This is a genomic window from Vibrio ishigakensis (assembly GCF_024347675.1).
Lineage (GTDB): Bacteria > Pseudomonadota > Gammaproteobacteria > Enterobacterales > Vibrionaceae > Vibrio > Vibrio ishigakensis.
On record NZ_AP024881.1, the window covers coordinates 1,269,030 to 1,288,171 of the forward strand.

Here is a 19,142-nt window from a genome sequence, read left to right on the forward strand (position 1 = left end):
AGCAAAATGTGACTTGGATAAATAAACAACTAAATAGACGAAATATAGACACATATTGCTAGATATCTAATCACTTATTTTAAGTTTGTTTGCAAAGCGAGCAAACGAATCCAAAATTTAAAAATAGTGTTGACTCAACCCCGTGAATCCGTAAAATGCCTCCCCGTACCGAAGAGGAATCCTCTTCAACAAGACGGCGCCTTGGCAGAGTGGCTATGCAGCGGATTGCAAATCCGTGGACCTCGGTTCGACTCCGGGAGGCGCCTCCATTCTCTCTTTAAGAAGAATGAATTTGCGACACTAGCTCAGTTGGTAGAGCGCAACCTTGCCAAGGTTGAGGTCACGAGTTCGAACCTCGTGTGTCGCTCCAAATATAAAGATTTGGCTTTTTAGCGGAATCACAGATGGTGTCTAACCCATCGCAAAAGTTTTGCGTGCCCTGGTGGTGGAATTGGTAGACACAAGGGATTTAAAATCCCTCGACGTTCGCGTTGTGCCGGTTCAAGTCCGGCCCGGGGCACCATCTTACAATTTGAAACTATTACGCGACACTAGCTCAGTTGGTAGAGCGCAACCTTGCCAAGGTTGAGGTCACGAGTTCGAACCTCGTGTGTCGCTCCAGTTTCAATACAAATCGAAGGCGCCTTGGCAGAGTGGCTATGCAGCGGATTGCAAATCCGTGGACCTCGGTTCGACTCCGGGAGGCGCCTCCATTATTCTTAAGCTTGCAGCGATAAGCTGTTTGCTACGAGATGCGACACTAGCTCAGTTGGTAGAGCGCAACCTTGCCAAGGTTGAGGTCACGAGTTCGAACCTCGTGTGTCGCTCCAAAATATAAAGAGTTCTGGACCTTTACACGAGGAACCTCGTGCCCAGTCTGGTCGAGACGCTCCAGATATAGAGAAGCCCTAGCAGAGATGCTGGGGCTTTTTCGTTTCTATCTATTCTCTATTAGTTGAGTCCTATCTATTTTTCGCACACCTCGCAAAACGAGCAATGCTATTCTTCCTCATGGCAGGAAAGCGTTTATTATCTGAAGGATAGGGCGTTCTTGACTCAAATCTATACTAGGAGAAACTGATGGAGAAAGTGCAGCAAGTTGTTGATTTTCTTCTTACCTACAAGAGCGTATTAACCGCACTTGTTTTGCTTGTGATCTGGTTGTTACGTCGTCTATTGCTTTCGATGATCAGGGGTGAAGATGCCTTCATCTCTGAGAAACAGCGAAATTGGATGTCGAGAACCAAGAATGGCACCTTCGTTTTCACCCTGATTATTCTATTTATCTTGTGGCAGTCGGAGATTAATCAGTTTGCGCTAAGCGTGACCGCAATTGCGGTTGCGATAGTGGTGGCATCTAAAGAGATTATTCTTTGTTTTACCGGTTCTATCCAAAGAGCGAGTTCGCGTTCGTTCAGAATCGGTGATTGGATTGAGGTTGGGAAATTAAGTGGAGAGGTGATTGAGCACAATATGATGGCGACCGTCATTCAAGAGATCGATCTGCATCATGGGCAATACCATTACACAGGTAAAACTGCGACCTTGCCTAACAGTATGTTCTTTACCTATCCGGTTAAGAATCTGAATTTCATGAAGCGTTACGTGTACCACAACTTCACCATAGTGGTTAAGGACTTCGTTAATCTCTATCCGTTATTCCCTGAGCTGACAGAGAAGATAGAAGAGCACTGCGCGTATTTTAGTGAGGTAGCGACTCGCTACAATGCGATGATTGAAAAGCATGCCGGCTTGGATCTGCCTGGCGCTGAGCCACATATCCATATCTCCAACAATGTCAACGCCGAGCAGATGGTGCACTTTATGATCTTCTGTCCGACGGACAAAGCCAATCACCTTGAAGGGCTAATACGTCAAGATTTTATGGAGATGTATGAACAAAGATTCCCCATGAAAGAGTCTTAGTTTCCATTTGAAACCCTAGCTTTGTTGCTAGGGTTTTTTTGTTTCTATTCTTCGCGATTTTTCCGGATTCAAATGTTCGCCTTATCATATTTGATAACGGTACAGATTCGAACCTGCTCAACTCATTTCGTTACTTAACAAAATCAATGATTTTTTTACTGTTTTGTATGAAATCTGGGCAGGAAAGGCATTGCCACGATCACAGTTTTTTGCTAAATTCTCGCGCAATCTCAGAGAGGCTCTGGGGGATACGCGTGATAACCATTCTAAGCTGATTGTGATATCACGTAGGGTAGGTACCAAACACTCCTTGTTTGGTAGACGGGAAGATATCGCCAGTGATGGCATGCATATAGGCACCCAACATGAATCGATCACAATCTAAAATCAGCTTTGTTCTCCCAGCTAGCAGTATCATTACTGAGCCTTGATCTACCTTTTTGACAGCGTCTTGTTGTCACTCCACTTTTAACTAGCTCGAAATCGAGATAGTACGCTTTTATTTCCTTGTGCGCCTGTTCAGTCTGTACGTCGCCGCCTCGGAATCTTTATTACTCTTGTTTTAGGTAAAATATAAATGAGTTCTGCATTTGAATTTGAAATGTCAGCAAACAGCGCTGGCTTCTCAAGCGATGTTCCTGTGGTAGAGGGTGTATACGACCTTACCCCAGACCAAATGTTAATCGACCAGGCTGAACACGAATCTGAAGTTCGCTCTTATCCACGTCGCCTTCCTCTAGCAATTAAGCGTGCTTATGGTGCCCTAGTAGAAGATACGCGCGGTCAAATGTTCCTAGACTGTCTTGCAGGTGCCGGCACCTTGGCACTGGGCTACAACCACCCTGAGATCAACCAAGCACTGAAAGAGCAGCTAGAATCAGGTCTGCCATATCAGACCCTTGATATTACCACTCGTGCTAAAGACAACTTCATCAAGCGAGTGAAAGCTTTCCTACCTGAAGAGTTTGCTAAACACTCTGCTATTCAGTTCTGTGGTCCTTCGGGTGCAGACGCAGTAGAAGCAGCTATTAAGCTTGCTAAGCAAACCAAGGGTCGCAATACCGTATTTGCCTTCCGTGGTGCATACCACGGCATGACCAATGGCACCATGGGCATGATGGGCAACTTAGGCACCAAGGCGCGTCGCACTGGTCTTATGGCTGACGTGCACTTTATGCCGTTCCCATACAACCTACGCTGTCCGTTTGGTCTTGGCGGCGAAGCTGGCGCGAAAGCGGGTATCCGTTACATTGAGCGTCTACTAAACGACGACGAAGCTGGCATTATGAAGCCAGCGGCTATCTTTGTTGAGCCAGTGCAAGGTGAAGGCGGTGTTATTCCGGCTCCTGCTTCTTGGCTACGTGAGCTTCGTCGTATTTGTGATGAGCACGATATCCTACTTGTTCTAGATGAAATCCAATGTGGCGTAGGTAAAACCGGTCACCGTTTTGCATTTGAAGAGGCGGGTATCGTGCCTGACATTTTATGTCTATCTAAGGCGATTGGCGGTGGATTACCTATGTCTCTACTTGTGTTCAAGAAAGAGATCGATACCTGGAATGCAGGTGAGCACACAGGCACCTTCCGTGGTAACCAACTTGCTATGGTATCTGGCGCTAAAGCTCTAGAGATCATCGAGCGTGATGGTTTAGTTGAGCACGCAGCGACAGCGGGCCAATATCTGCGAGCAGGCCTTGAGGCAATTCAGAAGAAAGTAAACTGTATCGCGGAAGTACGCGGCAAAGGTCTAATGCTTGGCGTTGAGGTCGTTAAACCATCGGGCGAGCGTAACAAGTTTGGCGAGCGTGTTGCTGATAGTGCATTGACGCTAGGCATTCAGCGTGCGGCGCTTGAGCGCGGCTTGATGGTTGAAAAGGGTGGTCGTGACGGCAGTGTTATCCGCTTCTTGCCACCTCTGATCATCACACATGAGCAAATCGATTTCGCGCTTGAGACAATGGAAGCAGCAATCATTGCAGCTGGCGGTTCATACACTGACCCAGCGCCAACTAATAGTGAGTGGAAGAAGCACTTCATTCACACAGGCGCAGAGGGCGCTGCTGAATTTGCTAAGGTGATGCACCACACCACTGAATCAATGAAAGCGGTATTCGAGCAAACAGACAAGCCATATTCAGGCATGAACCCTGTAGAGCTTGAACAAGCGATCAACAGCGTTGACCTGAGCACGGGTAATCGTGAGCTTACTGACGTGGTTGATGATGCCTCTGAGCTGGTTGCCAAGAACTCAATTATGGTTCAGCACCCAAGCTGCATCGCACACCTACACACGCCACCTCTAATGTCTGCAGTAGCGGCAGAGGCGATGATCGCAGGTCTTAACCAGTCTATGGACTCTTGGGACCAAGCATCGGCAGCCACCTATGTTGAGCAAAAGGTTGTGGACTGGATGTGTGAGCAGTACGAAATGGGTGATAAGGCTGACGGCATCTTTACCAGTGGCGGCACACAGAGTAACCAAATGGGCCTAATGCTGGCACGTGATTGGTTTGCAGACATCACCAGTGGTCATTCTATCCAGAAAATGGGTAACCCAGACTACGCAGACAAACTGCGTATCGTGTGCTCGAAAAAATCTCACTTTACAGTGCAAAAAGCCGCGGCTTGGATGGGGCTAGGTGAGAAAGCGGTAGTAACTGTAGATACTCATGCCGATGGCACTATGCACATCGAAGCGCTTTCAAAAGAAATCTCTGCGCTAAAAGAGCAGGGCCTGATGCCATTCGCTTTAGTCGCAACTGCAGGTACTACTGACCACGGCGCTATCGACAACATAGATGCGATGGCCGAAGTCGCTCGTGAGCAAAACCTATGGCTACATGTTGATGGTGCTTACGGCGGCGCGCTAATGCTAAGCAGTCGTAAAGACCGTTTAAAAGGTATCGAGAAAGCAGATTCAGTGTCTGTAGACTTCCACAAACTGTTCTATCAAACAATCAGCTGTGGCTCGCTACTTATCAAAGACAAGTCGAACTTTAAGTACCTGCTTCATCACGCGGATTACCTAAACCGAGAGCACGATGAGCTTCCAAACCTAGTAGACAAGTCTATTGCGACCACTAAGCGTTTCGATGCATTGAAAGTCTATATAACGATGCAAAACGTGGGTCCTAAGGCGCTTGGTCAAATGTATGATCACCTGCTGGATCAGACTCAAGAAGTAGCTCAGATGGTGCGCGAGCATGAGATGTTTGATCTGCTAGCAGACCCAGCGCTATCAACGGTTCTGTTCCGTTGTAAGCACCTAGATGAAGCGCGTCTCGACAAGCTAAATCAAAAGGTGCGTATCGAAGCGCTAACTCGTGGTGTGGCTGTTTTGGGCGAGACAGTTGTCGACGGTCACTCTGCACTTAAATTTACTATTTTGAATCCTTGTCTGACTCTTTCAGACTTTGAAAAACTTTTAAATGACATTGATAAGCTAGCGGTTGAGCTAGCGGCTTCTGGACTATAAGGAAAACAATATGGCAGTTTTGCAAATCGGAGCTGGTGGTGTTGGTTGGGTTGTTGCGCATAAAGCAGCACAAAACAACGACGTTCTTGGAGACATCACTATCGCATCTCGAACTGTAGCGAAATGTGACAAGATCATTGAATCTATCAAGGGTAAAAACAACCTAAAAGATCCTTCTAGGAAGTTGGAATCTCGCGCAGTAAACGCTGATGACGTAGAAGCTCTAGTTGCACTAATTAAAGAAGTGAAGCCTGATCTAGTGATCAACGCGGGTCCTCCATGGGTGAACATCACCATCATGGAAGCGTGTCTGCAGGCTAAGGTTTCTTACCTAGATACTTCTGTTGCTGTTGACCTATGTTCAGAAGGCCAGCAAGTACCACAAGCTTACGATTGGCAGTGGGAGTTCCGTGACAAGTTTAAACAAGCGGGCATTACTGGCATCTTAGGCGCGGGCTTCGATCCGGGCGTAGTAAGCGTATTTGCTGCTTACGCGGTTAAGCACCTGTTCGATGAGATCGAGACCATCGACGTAATGGATGTGAACGCAGGCGACCACGGTAAGAAGTTTGCGACTAACTTTGACCCAGAAACCAACATGCTAGAAATCCAAGGTGACTCTTTCTATTGGGAAAATGGTGAGTGGAAGCAAGTAGGTTGTCATTCTCGTATGTTTGAGTTCGATTTCCCGCTAGTAGGTAAGCACAAGGTTTACTCTATGGCGCACGACGAAGTTCGTTCTATGCAAGAGTTTATTCCGGCTAAGCGCATCGAGTTCTGGATGGGCTTTGGTGACACTTATTTGAACTACTTCAACTGCATGCGTGACATCGGTCTGCTAAGCCCAGATCCGCTAACTCTGCATGACGGCACTGTAGTTCAGCCTCTGCACGTACTAAAAGCACTTCTACCTGACCCAACTTCTCTAGCACCGGGCTACACAGGTAAAACCTGTATCGGTACTTGGGTTCGCGGTATCAAAGATGGTAAACAGCGTAGCGTATTCATCTATAACAACGCTGACCACGAAGTGGCTTACGAAGACGTTGAGCACCAAGCGATCTCTTACACCACAGGTGTTCCTGCAATCACGGCTGCACTGCAATACTTCCGTGGTAAGTGGGCGGAAGCGGGCGTGTTCAACATGGAACAGCTAGACCCAGATCCGTTCCTAGAGACCATGCCTGAGATCGGCCTAGATTGGCACGTTCAAGAGCTGGACGCAGAAACGACACCAGACATTCAGATCCTTAAATAAGATCGACTAGAGAATTCAAAGCCGATGCTCGCATCGGCTTTTTTATGATGAAAGTGAAATCTATGAATCATTCTGAACTGCAAACCCCATTCTTCATGATTGATGAAGCCAAGCTTATCGAGAACTTGGAAAAAGCGAAGACCCTAAAAGAGCTCTCTGGCGTGAAGCTAGTGCTGGCGCTTAAGTGCTTCTCTACTTGGGGTGTGTTTGACATCATTAAGCCTTACCTTGAGGGCACCACAAGCAGTGGCCCTTACGAGGTGAAGCTAGGTCATGAAACCTTTGGTGGTGAGACGCACGCTTATAGCGTTGGCTATACAGAGCAAGACGTTATCGAGGTTGCAGATATCTGCGACAAGATGATCTTTAACTCTCAAAGCCAGCTTGCGCATTATCGTCACCTTGTTGAAGGTAAGGCTTCTGTTGGTCTGCGTCTAAACCCAGGTGTGAGCGTAGCAGGACAAGACTTGGCAAACCCAGCGCGTAAATATTCGCGCCTAGGCGTTCAAGCTGGCCAGATCAAGCCTGAGGTGTTCGAGAGTATCGATGGCGTGATGTTCCACATGAATTGTGAGAATAAGAGTGCAGACTCTTTTATCGCGCTTCTAGATTCTATCTCAGAGCAGTTTGGTCACTATCTGGATAAGATGGAGTGGGTGAGCCTAGGTGGCGGTGTGTTCTTTACTTGGCCTGGCTATGAGCTAGAGAAACTAGCCGCAGCCCTTAAAGCTTTCTCTGAAAAGCACGGCGTGCAGCTTTATCTAGAGCCGGGTGAGGCAATCATCACCAAAACTACTGATCTTGTAGTAACCGTGGTTGATATCGTTGAGAACGAGAAGAAGACGGCTATCGTTGATTCTGCAACCGAGGCGCACCGTCTAGATACCCTTATTTATGACGAGCCAGCCTCTATTCGTGAAGCCACTGATGGAGCAGAGCATCATTATGTGATTGGCTCATGTTCATGCCTTGCAGGCGATCAGTTCTGTGAAACTGAGTTTGAACAGCCGCTAGAGATTGGTCAGCGTCTGCACATCATGGACAGTGCAGGCTACACCATGGTGAAGCTCAACTGGTTCAACGGCATCAAGATGCCATCTATCTACTGTCAGCGTGTAAGCGGTGAGGTAGTAAAATTGAATGAGTTTGATTACTCAGACTTTAAACGCTCACTGTCACAGTGGTCGGTATAATCTGAATATCAAAAAGCCCTGCTCACTGAGCAGGGCTTTGTTGTTTTTGGGGCTTAGGCTTCTTCGACCACAACCCTCGTATCCTCGCTCAAGGATTCAAGCTCTTTACGAACATCCTCTACTTGAACCTCGGCTGGCAGTTTGAGTGCGAGCTCTGCTGTAAACAGACTTGAGCTTACACCGCCGCCACCGGCTAGGAATACACGGTGGCAGTCCATATCTAGGATACTGATGCCTTGGCTATCCAGAACCTGAGTGATCTCGTTAACGATACCAGCGCGGTCACCAGCGTCGACTCTTAGGCTGAAGATCTCATTGGTATCGTGAAGTGAATCATCGCTTTCTGTGATTTGTGAAACTAGATTCTCAGCGTTGGCAAAGGCGTTTTTTACCACTTCGGCGTTGACCTCTGGCATCTCTACCTTGATGACCCCCGCGACTTGATTATCAATAAAATTCACCTTACTGATAAGCCACTTGCCGCCGTTTTCATGTGTGATGGCTGAAAGCCGCTTTATCGTCGAGGGTGAAGCTGTGCCAATGAAATTGACGATGAATGATGTTTTCATGGGGAATCCCTCCACAGTTTATAAGTCTATGAATTACATAGGTATATCTTTAGTTTAGGAAACAATCATCGGCCGCGCATGATATCAATCAACAATTCTTCCTAATCTTATACTCGAATGCTAAAAATATGATTCCATTAACAATTTTCTTTTTGCGAGGGATAGAGGGCGTGAGATTGAGGTCACTGAATGGGTGTAAAGTGCTCCAACCACTTCATATTTCGAGGCGATTTGTCATAAAAGTGATGCGAATCAGCGGATAACCTTTTATGCTACGCAGGTATTTTTAAGGAAGTGAATATGATCATAAAACCTCGAATTCGTGGATTTATTTGTACCACAACGCACCCAGTTGGCTGCGAAGCAAACGTAAAAAAACAAATTGAATATACCAAGGCTCAAGGCAAGATCGAGAACGCACCTAAGCGCGTTCTAGTTGTTGGCTCTTCAAGTGGCTACGGTCTATCGTCGCGTATTGCAGCTGCGTTTGGTGGTGGTGCTTCAACTATCGGTGTTTTCTTTGAAAAGCCGGGCACAGACAGAAAACCAGGCACTGCAGGTTTCTACAACGCAGCCGCGTTTGACAAGTTAGCGCAAGAAGAAGGCCTGTACGCGAAAAGCCTAAATGGCGACGCTTTCTCTAATGAAGCTAAGCAAAAGACTATCGAGCTTATCAAGCAAGACCTAGGTCAGATCGATATGGTGGTTTACTCTCTGGCATCTCCAGTACGTAAGCTTCCAGAAACGGGTGAACTGATCCGTTCATCTCTAAAGCCAATCGGTGAGACTTACACCTCAACTGCAGTTGATACTAACAAAGATGAAATCATCGAAGCGAGTATTGAGCCTGCAACTGAGCAAGAGATCGCTGATACTGTTACCGTAATGGGCGGTCAAGATTGGGAACTTTGGATGGACGCGCTTTCTGAAGCGGGCGTTCTAGCCGAAGGTTGTAAGACAGTAGCGTACAGCTACATCGGTACTGAGCTGACTTGGCCTATCTATTGGGACGGCGCTCTAGGCCGCGCTAAGATGGACCTAGACCGTGCATCAAGCGAGCTAAACGAGAAACTATCTGCAATCGGCGGCACAGCTAACGTTGCGGTTCTGAAGTCTGTAGTAACTCAAGCAAGTTCTGCTATCCCAGTAATGCCTCTTTATATCGCTATGGTATTTAAGAAGATGCGCGAAGAAGGTGTGCATGAAGGCTGTATGGAACAGATCTATCGCATGTTCAGCCAGCGCCTGTATAAAGCTGACGGCACAGCGCCTGAAGTAGATGACCAAAACCGTCTGCGTCTGGATGACTGGGAACTGCGTGATGACATTCAACAGCACTGTCGCGATCTATGGCCTCAGATCACCTCTGAGAACCTAAAAGAGCTAACAGACTATCAAGAGTATAAAGATGAGTTCCTTAGCCTATTTGGCTTTGGTATCGACGGCATCGATTACGAAGCGGATGTAAATCCAAACGTAACGTTTGAGGTTATCGACATCTAATCTTCGCTGATGAGAATGTAAAAAGGGGCGCTAAGTTAGCGCCCCTTTCTTATATCCGGTGTACTCGATTAAGAGTAAAGACCTAGGTTTTCTTTTGCGTAAGCTTCAAACTCGGTGAAACCGCCCACGTGCTCTTGATCTACAAAGATTTGAGGAACAGTTTCAACTGGCTTTCCTACAGTCTTCTCAAGGTCAGCCTTTGAGATACCTTCTGCGTGAATATCAACGTAACGATAGTTAAAGTCATCACGCTTTGCTTTTAGTTCTTCCGCTGCATCTTTAGCGCGAACACAGAATGGGCAACCAGGACGTCCAAAAATTACTACAAACATACATTTCTCCTTATTTGTTTTGCAAAATGATGCCTTAAGCCTTGGGGGAAATAAAGAAACTTTTGCCGTTTAGTGTGATAGGTGATGCCTATTAAAGCAGAATCAAACTTTGCTAACTTGTGATCAACTAGGTAATCTAAACTAAATAGTAAATATGCAATAAGGTATATTGAACTAAATCAATAACTAATCGCTAGCTAGGAAGCATTCTGGTCGTATCATCATTACAAGGGAAGTAAAGATATGTTCCAATTCATGACTACGTCTCGCATCATCTTCGGAGAAGGGGCGCTCCAATCTTCATTGTCTGTTCTTAATCAGTTTGGCTACAGCGTTTTATTGGTCACAGGTAAGGACCTATCTCGCTCTCAGGTCATCACGCGTTATCTGAAAAGCCAAAACATGCGCTATCAACACATCTCAGTAACCAGCGAACCCAACATTACTATGGTGGAAGAATCCGCCGTGGTGGCGCGTCGCTTTAAGCCAGACATGGTTGTTGCCATGGGCGGGGGCAGCGTGCTGGATATGGGTAAGGCATTGGCCGCCATGGTGACTAACACTGGTGACCTGTATGACTATGTAGAAGTTGTAGGTCGCAACGTGCCGATAAAGGCTGAGCCTGTGCCTATGATTGCCATTCCAACCACGGCCAGTACCGGGGCTGAGGTGACTAAAAACGCGGTGCTTAAATCGGGACAAGACAAGGTTAAAGTGAGTTTAAGAAGCCCAGATATCTTGCCGAACGTCGCTATTGTTGACCCAACACTAACCTATGGCACAGATCCAGGCACGTCAGGCAGAGGCGCAATGGATGCCTTTACCCATCTTATGGAAGCATATGTGTGTGGAGAGCCGAATCCACTCACGGATATGATTTGTGAAGAGGGGCTTCGCCGCTTATCTCGCTCAATCCTGCCAGGCTGTCGTCAAGACAACCCAAGGGCGAGAGCGGATCTCTCTTTTGCCGCTATGCTAGGTGGTATGGCGATTACAAATGCCAAACTCGGTGCAGCGCATGGCTTGGCTTCAGCGTTAGGCGGTAAGATCTCGGCGCCACACAGCGTGATTACCGCACGCCTGGCACCCTTTGTCATGCGTGAGAATATGCGCGCGGCCAAACAAAATGGACGCAATGATCTGTTAACCCGATATCGTAAGATTTCACAGCTTTTAACTGAGGATTCGGATGCGCAAATGGAAGATGGCATCGAGTGGGTTAATCAGATGCTGGATAAACTCGAGATCCCAACCCTTTCTTATTACGGGTTGTGTGACACCGCTTTTGATGTAGTAGCGCAAGATGCGCTCAAGTCGGTGGCCATTCAAGGTAATCCATTACCACTAACAGAAGACAGGCTAGTAGAAGTGTTGAATCAAGTTTGTTACTGTCCTGTTAATCAAGCCTCATCGGATAGAACCCGCAGAGGCGATCTCTCAGAAATGCATTAAACGAAGGAGTGAGAATGTCTTCTAGCTATGTACCGCCTAAGGTATGGACCAACACAGATACCGGAGGCGAATGGTCTAAGATAAACCGTCCGGTCTCTGGCGCAACCCATGACAAAACCTTACCAGAAGGGGAGCACCCATTTCAGCTCTACTCACTTGGCACGCCAAATGGGCAAAAGGTCACTATCATGTTTGAAGAGCTTCTAGCAGCGGGTGTGAAAGAAGCAGATTACGATGCTCATATTATTCGTATTGGCGATGGCGATCAGTTTTCATCAGGCTTTGTTTCGGTTAACCCGAACTCGAAAATTCCGGCGCTGGTGGATAAGTCCGGTGATGAGCCAGTAAACGTGTTTGAATCGGGCAATATCTTGCTCTATCTAGCGGAGAAGTTTGGTAAGTTTGTTCCAACCGAGCCTGCCAAGCGTGCCCAAGTACTGAACTGGCTATTCTGGCTTCAAGGCTCGGCACCGTATCTAGGCGGTGGTTTTGGCCATTTCTACGCGTACGCACCAGAGAAGTTTGAATATCCAATTAACCGTTTCACTATGGAAGCCAAGCGCCAACTGGACGTATTGGATAAAGAGTTGGGTCGCAATCAGTATCTTGGTGGCGATGAATACACTATTGCAGATATGGCCACTTGGACTTGGTATGGCGGTCTGGTACTTGGGCGTTTATATGACGCGGCCGAGTTCCTGCAGGTTGATGAGTATAAGAACCTACAGCGTTGGGCCAAGGATATTGATGCGAGAGAAGCTGTTCAGCGTGGTCGTATCGTGAATCGCTCATGGGGCGAAGACTATGAGCAGGTGGTGGAGCGTCACAGCGCAGCAGACATTGATTCTGTATTGGCTTTAAAGCCTTAAAAATCAACAAGTAGTAAAAAGCCCAGCATGTTTGCTGGGCTTTTTTAAATTCTAGCGAGGTTCTTCGTCTTTACCAAATCGAGAATCCCTTAGGGCTTCTTTTACACGCTTTAGATTGTCTCTAAAACCGCTGCCACGGCGCAGGGTAAAGCCGGTTGCAAGTACGTCGATGATGGTCATCTGAACGACTCGGCTCGCCATTGGCATGTAGACATCGGTATCTTCTGAGATATCCAAGGTAATAGTAAGCGAAGCGACCTTGTGTAGAGGTGAGTCCTTGGCGGTGATGGCGATAACCGTTGCACCATTGTCACGAGCTAGGGTCGCAATTTCGATAAGACTCTTAGTGCGACCCGTGTGTGATACCAACACCACAACATCATTGTCTGTGCTGTTGATGCAACTCATGCGTTGCATAACAGGGTCATCAAAACAAGAAATAGGGATGTTGAAACGAATAAATTTGTTTTGCGCGTCTTTTGCTACCGCAGATGATGCACCCTGACCGAAGAAAGAGATACGCTTTGCTTGAGTAAGTAGGTCTACAGCACGGTTGATCTGATGCGCATCGAGGTTGTTCTTAGCAACATCAAGGCAAGCCATGGTCGATTCAAAGATCTTATGCGTGTATGCATCAGGACCATCACTCTCTTCAACGTTTCGGCTTACATAAGGAGTGCCGTTAGCTAGGCTTTGAGCCAAGTGAAGTTTGAAGTCGGGGAAACCCTTGGTATCTAAACGACGGCAAAAGCGGTTTACTGTAGGTTCACTCACGTCGGCTAACTTAGCTAAAGTCGCAATACTAGAGTGAATTGCAGTCTGCGGATTCGCCATGATCACTTCAGCTACTTTTCTTTCTGATTTACTGAAGTTATCAAGGTTCTTCTGAACTTTTTCTAAAGTATTCATAAGGTTGGCACAATCAATAGTCGAAAACGAAGTCTCATGAAAAGGGGGAGGAGACTCCAAAAATTAATTTCAGTATATACCGAACTTCCTTCACGGTGTAATAAATCCGAAACTTTATAACAAATAAAACGTTAGAATATGACAAGCCTCAAATATGAGAGGCTTGGGCGATCAAATATGCAGGAGATAAGCGTTCAATCGCGATTTAATTGCACTATTATTTCGAGCTGTGAAGTAAAAAAACTACAGTTTTTCACCCAGAATAGCTTGGGTTGTAGCTTCAATTTGCTTAGTTAGAGACGGCGCTAGAATAGCGATCTCTTTTTGCTCTTTAAGGATATTTTGCAATATCTCTTTGGTGGTTAGCGGGTTTGCTAGTACTACTCTAAATACTGTTGTGGTCAGATTATCAAACTGATGTGGAGTCAGCGTAGTACGAGATACAAATGAGAGGCCGTTTTCACGCTGTCGCTTTTGAATAAACTGGGTAAGGCTATTGAGAAGCTCATTCAGTTTTTGCTTCTGTTTTCCTTTGGCCATAGCCATCGCTTGTTGTACATGTGGCGGAGCATAGCGGTAGGTCAGAAGGCAAAGTTCAGGCTCAGTTACCAACTCAAAATGGTCTTCTTCTTTAATCAGATCTGCAAAATATCTAGCCTTATCGATACCATTATCGATAAGAAGTTCATAACCCGGCCGACTTAAGATATGCATGCTTGAGTAAACCAGCATAGCCATTCCAGAGCGAGAGCCCTCAAGAGAATGTCGGCCAAGGTCTTTTGAACCCTTACGCAGAATATAAGCTGCGTGATGCTCGACGCTAGACATAGCATTTGGGTCCTTGAACAACACCATACCCGCACCCATAGGGATATAAAGCTGTTTGTGAGCATCGATAGTCACTGAATCAGCACGCTCGATTCCTGACAGTAGATGACGATAGGTGCTTGACATCAAGGTCGCGCCACCCCAAGCCGCATCTACATGGAAGTGACAATCGTGTTGTTCACAGATATCTGCAATGTCATTAAGTGGGTCGATATTACCCGTTTCAGTGGTACCAGCCACACCCACTACAGCGATAGGTTTGATCTTATTCTGTTCAAGCTCTTCTAGCTTCAGTTTAAGATCATCGATATCGATGCGGTTGTTCGCATCTGTTTTTACTCGAACTAGGTTGTCGTGACCAAGACCCAATACATCCGCAGCTTTCTTAAGGGAGTAGTGACCACGTTCAGAGACCAGTACAGCCATACCTTGATAGCCGTAATGCAGAAGCGCTTTCAGAAGGCCTTGCTTCTGAATACCCTCAAAGTCACCATCGGCAGGGAAGGCGTTATTGCGCGCTACCCAAAGAGCGGTGATGTTGGCTATAGTACCGCCCGAGCAAAACGCGCCCAGTGAGTGTTTAGCACTGTGCAACCACTGCTGATAAAATGACTCTTCACGACCATAGGTGAGGTTATGAAGCATACCCAATACTTGACGCTCAAGTGGAGTAAAAGCCTTAGAGGTTTCAATCTTCACCAGATTCTGGTTAAGAGCGATCATGATTTTCGACAGCGGCATTAAGAAGTAAGGCAGCGCCGAGGTCATGTGGCCGATAAAGCTTGGCGCAGAGGTATGAACCGAGTGCGAAACTAGGGTATCGAGAAGATGCTGGGTGTGCTCAGAAACAAATGTAGGTTGCTCTGGAAGGTCCGCTGAGTTGAAGTCTTTTTCAATCTCGCGCAGAGGCTTTTCTTCCGCAACGATGTGCTCTTTGAGAAATTCGTTTAGGTTGAGGGACAAACGCTGCTCAATTTGAGTTAGGGTTGATTCTGGCCCTTCCGGGACAGTGAATATCTTCAACAACCGTTCAAAATCTACCAGTGCTTTTCTTTCCTGTGAAACCATATCCGAATTTATATTTCGCTATTACAGGCGGGACAATGTAATAGATAATTTAGTCAATGTCCCGTATTTTTTGAAATGAGATAAGATTGCTTTATCTATTATTTGCAATTAGTTTCATTGGCTTGCTGAACAGAAGTGTTATAAGCATCCAATACAGGTTGAATCTTGTTCGGATGGCTTAAAAGTTCAGCAAGAGCAGAGCGAAATTCGTAATTTTGTGGATGAGGTTTCGCCTGACGATATTCAAAGCTTGCCTTGGCGACTTCGCCTAATTTATCGTCACGCTCAGAAAGAGCCTTAATATCTTGCTGACTCAGTTGTAGCCAAGATTCCACATCCAACTCCGTCGACACCTTAACTGGTTGTTCAGTCAGTAAGGTAGAAACCGCAAGTCGATTCAGCTCAAAGTGCTTTTCGCGACCATCAAGGAACCAGTCACTTACTTCTCTTAGATCTGGGTTTGCTGTACTAGTGAGTTCAGCAAGGTCCTGATACCACTGAATGGAGGCGTCGATATAGGTGTTGTATTTATTAATCTGGCACTCAGTGTTGGCAGCGAACGCAAACGTTGGAGAGAGTGTAGATACCGCTGCACATGCTAAAAACAACGCTTTTTTCATCGTTTAAATCCCTTTGATTGAAGTGCGTTTAATCTAACAAATTCGGCACTTCAAGACACAAGCTATTTACTGAGTTGTGATGAAGCGCCGTGCTGGTGGCGATTAAATCAACCGACAAAGCCAGCAAAAGCCAAGATGCACACAGGAACTAATAGTGACAGCAGGAAACCGCTAACTATAGCTACAGGTACACAACGAATACCCCCAGTGGTTTGGATGATCGGCAGGGTAAAGTCCATCGCTGTCGCACCGGCAAAGCCAATGGCGGTACAAGGTCTGCTTTTAATCAGTACAGGGATAAATATAAGTGCCAGCAGTTCTCGAAGCAGTTCGATAATTAGCGAAGCACTGCCGTACATAGGGCCAAAGCTGTCGCTGATCAATATGCCAGTAAGAGAGTACCACCCAAAACCCGAGCCCATGGCTAGACCTTGCATTAAAGGCAGATCCAACAGGGTTGCTGCAATCATACCGCCTATCCATGACGTAATAACGATGACTGCAGCGATGGTGATGCCTTGTTTGTTGATAAGTATTTCTTTTAGGGTCAAACCGCTATTACGAAGTTGTATACCGATAAAGAAAAGCAATACAAACAGTGTCCATTCGCTGGCGGTGTGTACCCAAGCCCAGTATCCCGGTAACAGCAAACCAACGATTACCCCTAGCGCCACAATGAAGACCAACTTTAATGACTCTGATGCCATCTGCAGTAATGGCAATTTATTTTGTTTGCCTTCGACCTTTAATGGCATCACTTTGTCGATAAATGGCAAGGCCATGAGGTTACACAGCGAGATAGCGATGAAAAAGGTAGCGGTAACGGTGAGAATGTTCTGAACATTCGCTCCCAGTCCTTCCATGTCTGCAATGCTCAGTCCCATCAAAAATAAGATAAACAGAACCGTGTGAGAGCAAAGCTTGTTGAGTAGTCCCAACAATGACTGATTTGAGGTGGAAATGAGATAACCCACCACTAAAGGAAGAAAGATAAACAGCAGACCAGATAACATGCGCAGACAATGAATAAGTATTTATTAGATGAATGTGAGAATGTATAACAAAGCGTGAGCGGGTGCAAAATTCTTATTGGGTTCAGGTACTTGCGCAAACTTTTTGTCTATCTCCATTCCTAATCGTTTTTTCTTCATATTTACGCAGATTTTAAACAGAAAACGATTTTGGGGTGAAGTCGCACTTTCTCATACTCTTTCCTTTGCGTTTCCTACTTGCCTAATTACGCACTCTATCGGCTAGAAATTTACGATTAAAAGGGAAAAGGAGAGGAGGGATAGGATGAACTCAAATCAGGATAAACAGAGTAAGGTAGTCGAATACCTTAGAGAGTTGGATGGGATATCGACTCATTCTATGTTTGGCGGTATCGGGTATTTCCAAGGCGATGCCATGTTTCTATTGGTTTATGATGGCAAGACTTATTTAAGAGGTGGCGGGGAGTTATCTGAACAATTTAGGCAGTACCAGTGTCAGCAGTTTGCATTTCAAAAGCGTATTGGTTGTGCGCGTGTGGAATATTTCGAGATAGACGATCTATTTGACGCCCAGAGTGATGACTTTGAGGTGCTATTAAAGCGCTCACTGGCATTTGCACATCAAGACAAAGATTGCAGGGGACAATGTCGCCGCTTAAGGGATCTCCCAAACCTGCAACTAAGCATAGAGAGAATGTTGGTCCGAGTTGGGGTTTGCGATATTGAAACACTGAATAACCTTGGCGCTGCCTGTGTTTTCGTCCGGCTCAAGCAGATATATGGTCAAGATCTGAGTCTTAACTTGCTATGGAAGCTCGAAGGTGCGCTTAGACAAATCCACTATACCCTGCTCGATCATAGGGTAAAGAACCAACTGGTCAGTCAGATAAACCGTAATCAACTCGATAGCTACTGACGAAAAACGCCTGCATATTTGCAGGCGTTTTTTATAAAGAGTCGGGATTAATCGATCAGGCCGTATTGCTCGCCTAGTACCTTAATGATCTCTTTTTTAGGGTCATCACTAAGTACGATAGGCTTGCCGGTGATCTTCTCAGCAATACCTGTATAGGTACGAGACAGATCCATCATTGCAGAAAGAGGCAGTTCGTTTTCGCGAGCAAGTGCTTCACGCTCGTCCATACGCTCTTTGTTTAGAAGGATGTCAGCATCAGGGAAATGGTTAAGCAAGAACTGGCGGAATCCTTCTTTAGAGTTTTCTACGATTTTACCTTGCTTGTAGCTTGACTCATCCCAGATACGAGATGAATCAGGTGTTCCCACTTCATCCATATAGATAAGCTTTTCGTTACCCGCAGCGTCTGTCACGTAGCCAAACTCAAACTTGGTATCGACAAAGATCTGATTAACCTCAGATAGAGCGTTGTCGATAACACTGAAGCCTTGCTTTAGAAGCACTTCATACTTATCGACATCCTCAACAGCAGAGAAATTGAATGCTGAGAAATTGTTTACCAAGTCTTTACGAGTGATATTTACATCGTCGGCTTCTGGTACATTTGGAATACCACGCAATATACCCTTAGTGGACGGGGTGATTAGTAGCTCGTCCAAAAGACCGTCTTTGACCAGACCTTCGGGTAGGTCGATACCACAGAACTCACGTTCGCCTTTTTCGTAGGCGCGCCACATGGAGCCTGTAATGTATTTACGGCAGATGGCTTCAACCATAACAGGTTTTGCTTTTTGAACGAACCATACGAGTGGGTGAGGGATGTCTAGGATATGACTGTCTGCTAAGCCGTTGTCTTTGAATAGCTTAAACCAGTGGTTAGAGATAGCGTTTAAAGCTGCCCCTTTACCTGGAACGCCTTTAAGGCCATTTTCACCATGCCAGATGCAGTCGAACGCTGAGATACGATCACTGATCACCATGATAGCCAGCGGCGCATCTTCTGCTACATCGTAGCCTTTTTCCTTGATTAGGCGACGGCTATCTTCTTCCGTCAGCCAATATACCGAACGTACCTTACCACTGTGTACTGGCTTATCAGTACGGATAGGTAGATCATCATTAACGTCTAATACTTGAGTCGCAACAGTCATATTTTGAATCCAGTGCAGGAAAATCTGATGCGAATCATACACAGGAAATAATGACGGATCCATTATTAAAGCAAACGTTTG

At 46.1% G+C, this 19,142-nt stretch carries 15 protein-coding genes and 6 tRNA genes; 14 read left to right on the forward strand and 7 right to left on the reverse strand.

All coding sequences use genetic code 11. The annotated features are described in order from the left end of the window. Nucleotides 1-195 precede the first annotated feature (195 nt). The 10 genes from Pcarn_RS05730 (at nt 196) to nspC (ending at nt 7,852) form a co-directional block, all read left to right on the forward strand. Nucleotides 196-269 (forward strand) — tRNA-Cys (locus tag Pcarn_RS05730). 25 nt (nt 270-294) lie between these two features. Next, nucleotides 295-370 (forward strand) — tRNA-Gly (locus Pcarn_RS05735). 66 nt (nt 371-436) lie between these two features. After that, a tRNA-Leu gene (locus Pcarn_RS05740) sits at nt 437-523 on the forward strand. 22 nt (nt 524-545) lie between these two features. After that, a tRNA-Gly gene (locus Pcarn_RS05745) sits at nt 546-621 on the forward strand. An 18-nt stretch (nt 622-639) separates the two neighbouring features. Continuing rightward, nucleotides 640-713, forward strand: a tRNA-Cys gene (locus tag Pcarn_RS05750). Nucleotides 714-754: 41 nt separating this feature from the next. Further along, nucleotides 755-830: transfer RNA gene (locus Pcarn_RS05755), tRNA-Gly, on the forward strand. Nucleotides 831-1,080: 250 nt separating this feature from the next. Further along, nucleotides 1,081-1,926: a mechanosensitive ion channel family protein gene (locus Pcarn_RS05760; protein WP_261835429.1), complete on the forward strand. Its 846-nt coding sequence runs from the start codon at nt 1,081-1,083 to the stop codon at nt 1,924-1,926. A gap of 577 nt (nt 1,927-2,503) precedes the next feature. Further along, a complete protein-coding gene (locus Pcarn_RS05765; protein ID WP_261835430.1) occupies nt 2,504-5,401 on the forward strand; it encodes a pyridoxal phosphate-dependent class III aminotransferase in 2,898 nt (965 codons plus the stop codon). A gap of 10 nt (nt 5,402-5,411) precedes the next feature. Then, nucleotides 5,412-6,659 carry a carboxynorspermidine synthase gene (locus Pcarn_RS05770; protein ID WP_261835431.1) on the forward strand — a complete coding sequence of 416 codons (1,248 nt, stop codon included), beginning with the start codon at nt 5,412-5,414 and terminating at the stop codon, nt 6,657-6,659. Nucleotides 6,660-6,721: 62 nt separating this feature from the next. Next, on the forward strand, nt 6,722-7,852 hold the full coding sequence (nspC, locus tag Pcarn_RS05775) for a carboxynorspermidine decarboxylase (protein WP_261835432.1): 1,131 nt from the start codon (nt 6,722-6,724) through the stop codon (nt 7,850-7,852). A gap of 53 nt (nt 7,853-7,905) precedes the next feature. On the opposite strand, the gene Pcarn_RS05780 is transcribed toward nspC, so the two are convergent. After that, nucleotides 7,906-8,421 carry a glycine cleavage system protein R gene (locus Pcarn_RS05780; protein WP_261835433.1) on the reverse strand — a complete coding sequence of 172 codons (516 nt, stop codon included), beginning with the start codon at nt 8,419-8,421 and terminating at the stop codon, nt 7,906-7,908. A 300-nt stretch (nt 8,422-8,721) separates the two neighbouring features. Between Pcarn_RS05780 and fabV the strand changes: the two genes are divergently transcribed. Beyond that, nucleotides 8,722-9,924, forward strand: coding sequence for an enoyl-ACP reductase FabV (gene fabV / locus Pcarn_RS05785; RefSeq protein WP_261835434.1), 1,203 nt, complete (start codon nt 8,722-8,724; stop codon nt 9,922-9,924). Nucleotides 9,925-9,992: 68 nt separating this feature from the next. Here the strand turns inward: fabV and Pcarn_RS05790 are convergent, their stop codons facing one another. Then, entirely contained in the window at nt 9,993-10,256 is a 264-nt protein-coding gene (locus Pcarn_RS05790) for a GrxA family glutaredoxin (protein ID WP_261835435.1), read from the reverse strand. Between the two features lie 243 nt (nt 10,257-10,499). Here Pcarn_RS05790 and Pcarn_RS05795 point away from each other — a divergent pair, with 243 nt between their 5' ends. Next, a complete protein-coding gene (locus tag Pcarn_RS05795; RefSeq protein WP_261835436.1) occupies nt 10,500-11,708 on the forward strand; it encodes an iron-containing alcohol dehydrogenase in 1,209 nt (402 codons plus the stop codon). Nucleotides 11,709-11,722: 14 nt separating this feature from the next. Then, nucleotides 11,723-12,577, forward strand: coding sequence for a glutathione-dependent disulfide-bond oxidoreductase (yghU, locus tag Pcarn_RS05800; RefSeq protein ID WP_261835437.1), 855 nt, complete (start codon nt 11,723-11,725; stop codon nt 12,575-12,577). Nucleotides 12,578-12,628: 51 nt separating this feature from the next. Here yghU and Pcarn_RS05805 read toward each other — a convergent pair whose 3' ends face one another. The 4 genes from Pcarn_RS05805 to Pcarn_RS05820 form a co-directional block, all read right to left on the reverse strand. After that, nucleotides 12,629-13,486, reverse strand: a complete 858-nt coding sequence (locus tag Pcarn_RS05805; RefSeq protein WP_261835438.1) for a MurR/RpiR family transcriptional regulator — start codon at nt 13,484-13,486, stop codon at nt 12,629-12,631. A 243-nt stretch (nt 13,487-13,729) separates the two neighbouring features. Further along, nucleotides 13,730-15,382 (reverse strand): pyridoxal-dependent aspartate 1-decarboxylase PanP, encoded by a 1,653-nt coding sequence (gene panP, locus Pcarn_RS05810; protein ID WP_261835439.1) that lies wholly within the window; start codon nt 15,380-15,382, stop codon nt 13,730-13,732. Between the two features lie 98 nt (nt 15,383-15,480). Further along, nucleotides 15,481-16,002: a hypothetical protein gene (locus Pcarn_RS05815; RefSeq protein ID WP_261835440.1), complete on the reverse strand. Its 522-nt coding sequence runs from the start codon at nt 16,000-16,002 to the stop codon at nt 15,481-15,483. A 107-nt stretch (nt 16,003-16,109) separates the two neighbouring features. Next, a complete protein-coding gene (locus Pcarn_RS05820) occupies nt 16,110-17,015 on the reverse strand; it encodes a lysine exporter LysO family protein (RefSeq protein ID WP_261835441.1) in 906 nt (301 codons plus the stop codon). Between the two features lie 283 nt (nt 17,016-17,298). Between Pcarn_RS05820 and Pcarn_RS05825 the strand changes: the two genes are divergently transcribed. Then, entirely contained in the window at nt 17,299-17,910 is a 612-nt protein-coding gene (locus Pcarn_RS05825; RefSeq protein ID WP_261835442.1) for a TfoX/Sxy family DNA transformation protein, read from the forward strand. 47 nt (nt 17,911-17,957) lie between these two features. On the opposite strand, the gene Pcarn_RS05830 is transcribed toward Pcarn_RS05825, so the two are convergent. Continuing rightward, nucleotides 17,958-19,061 (reverse strand): phosphoribosylaminoimidazolesuccinocarboxamide synthase, encoded by a 1,104-nt coding sequence (locus tag Pcarn_RS05830; protein ID WP_261835443.1) that lies wholly within the window; start codon nt 19,059-19,061, stop codon nt 17,958-17,960. Nucleotides 19,062-19,142: the final 81 nt, after the last annotated feature.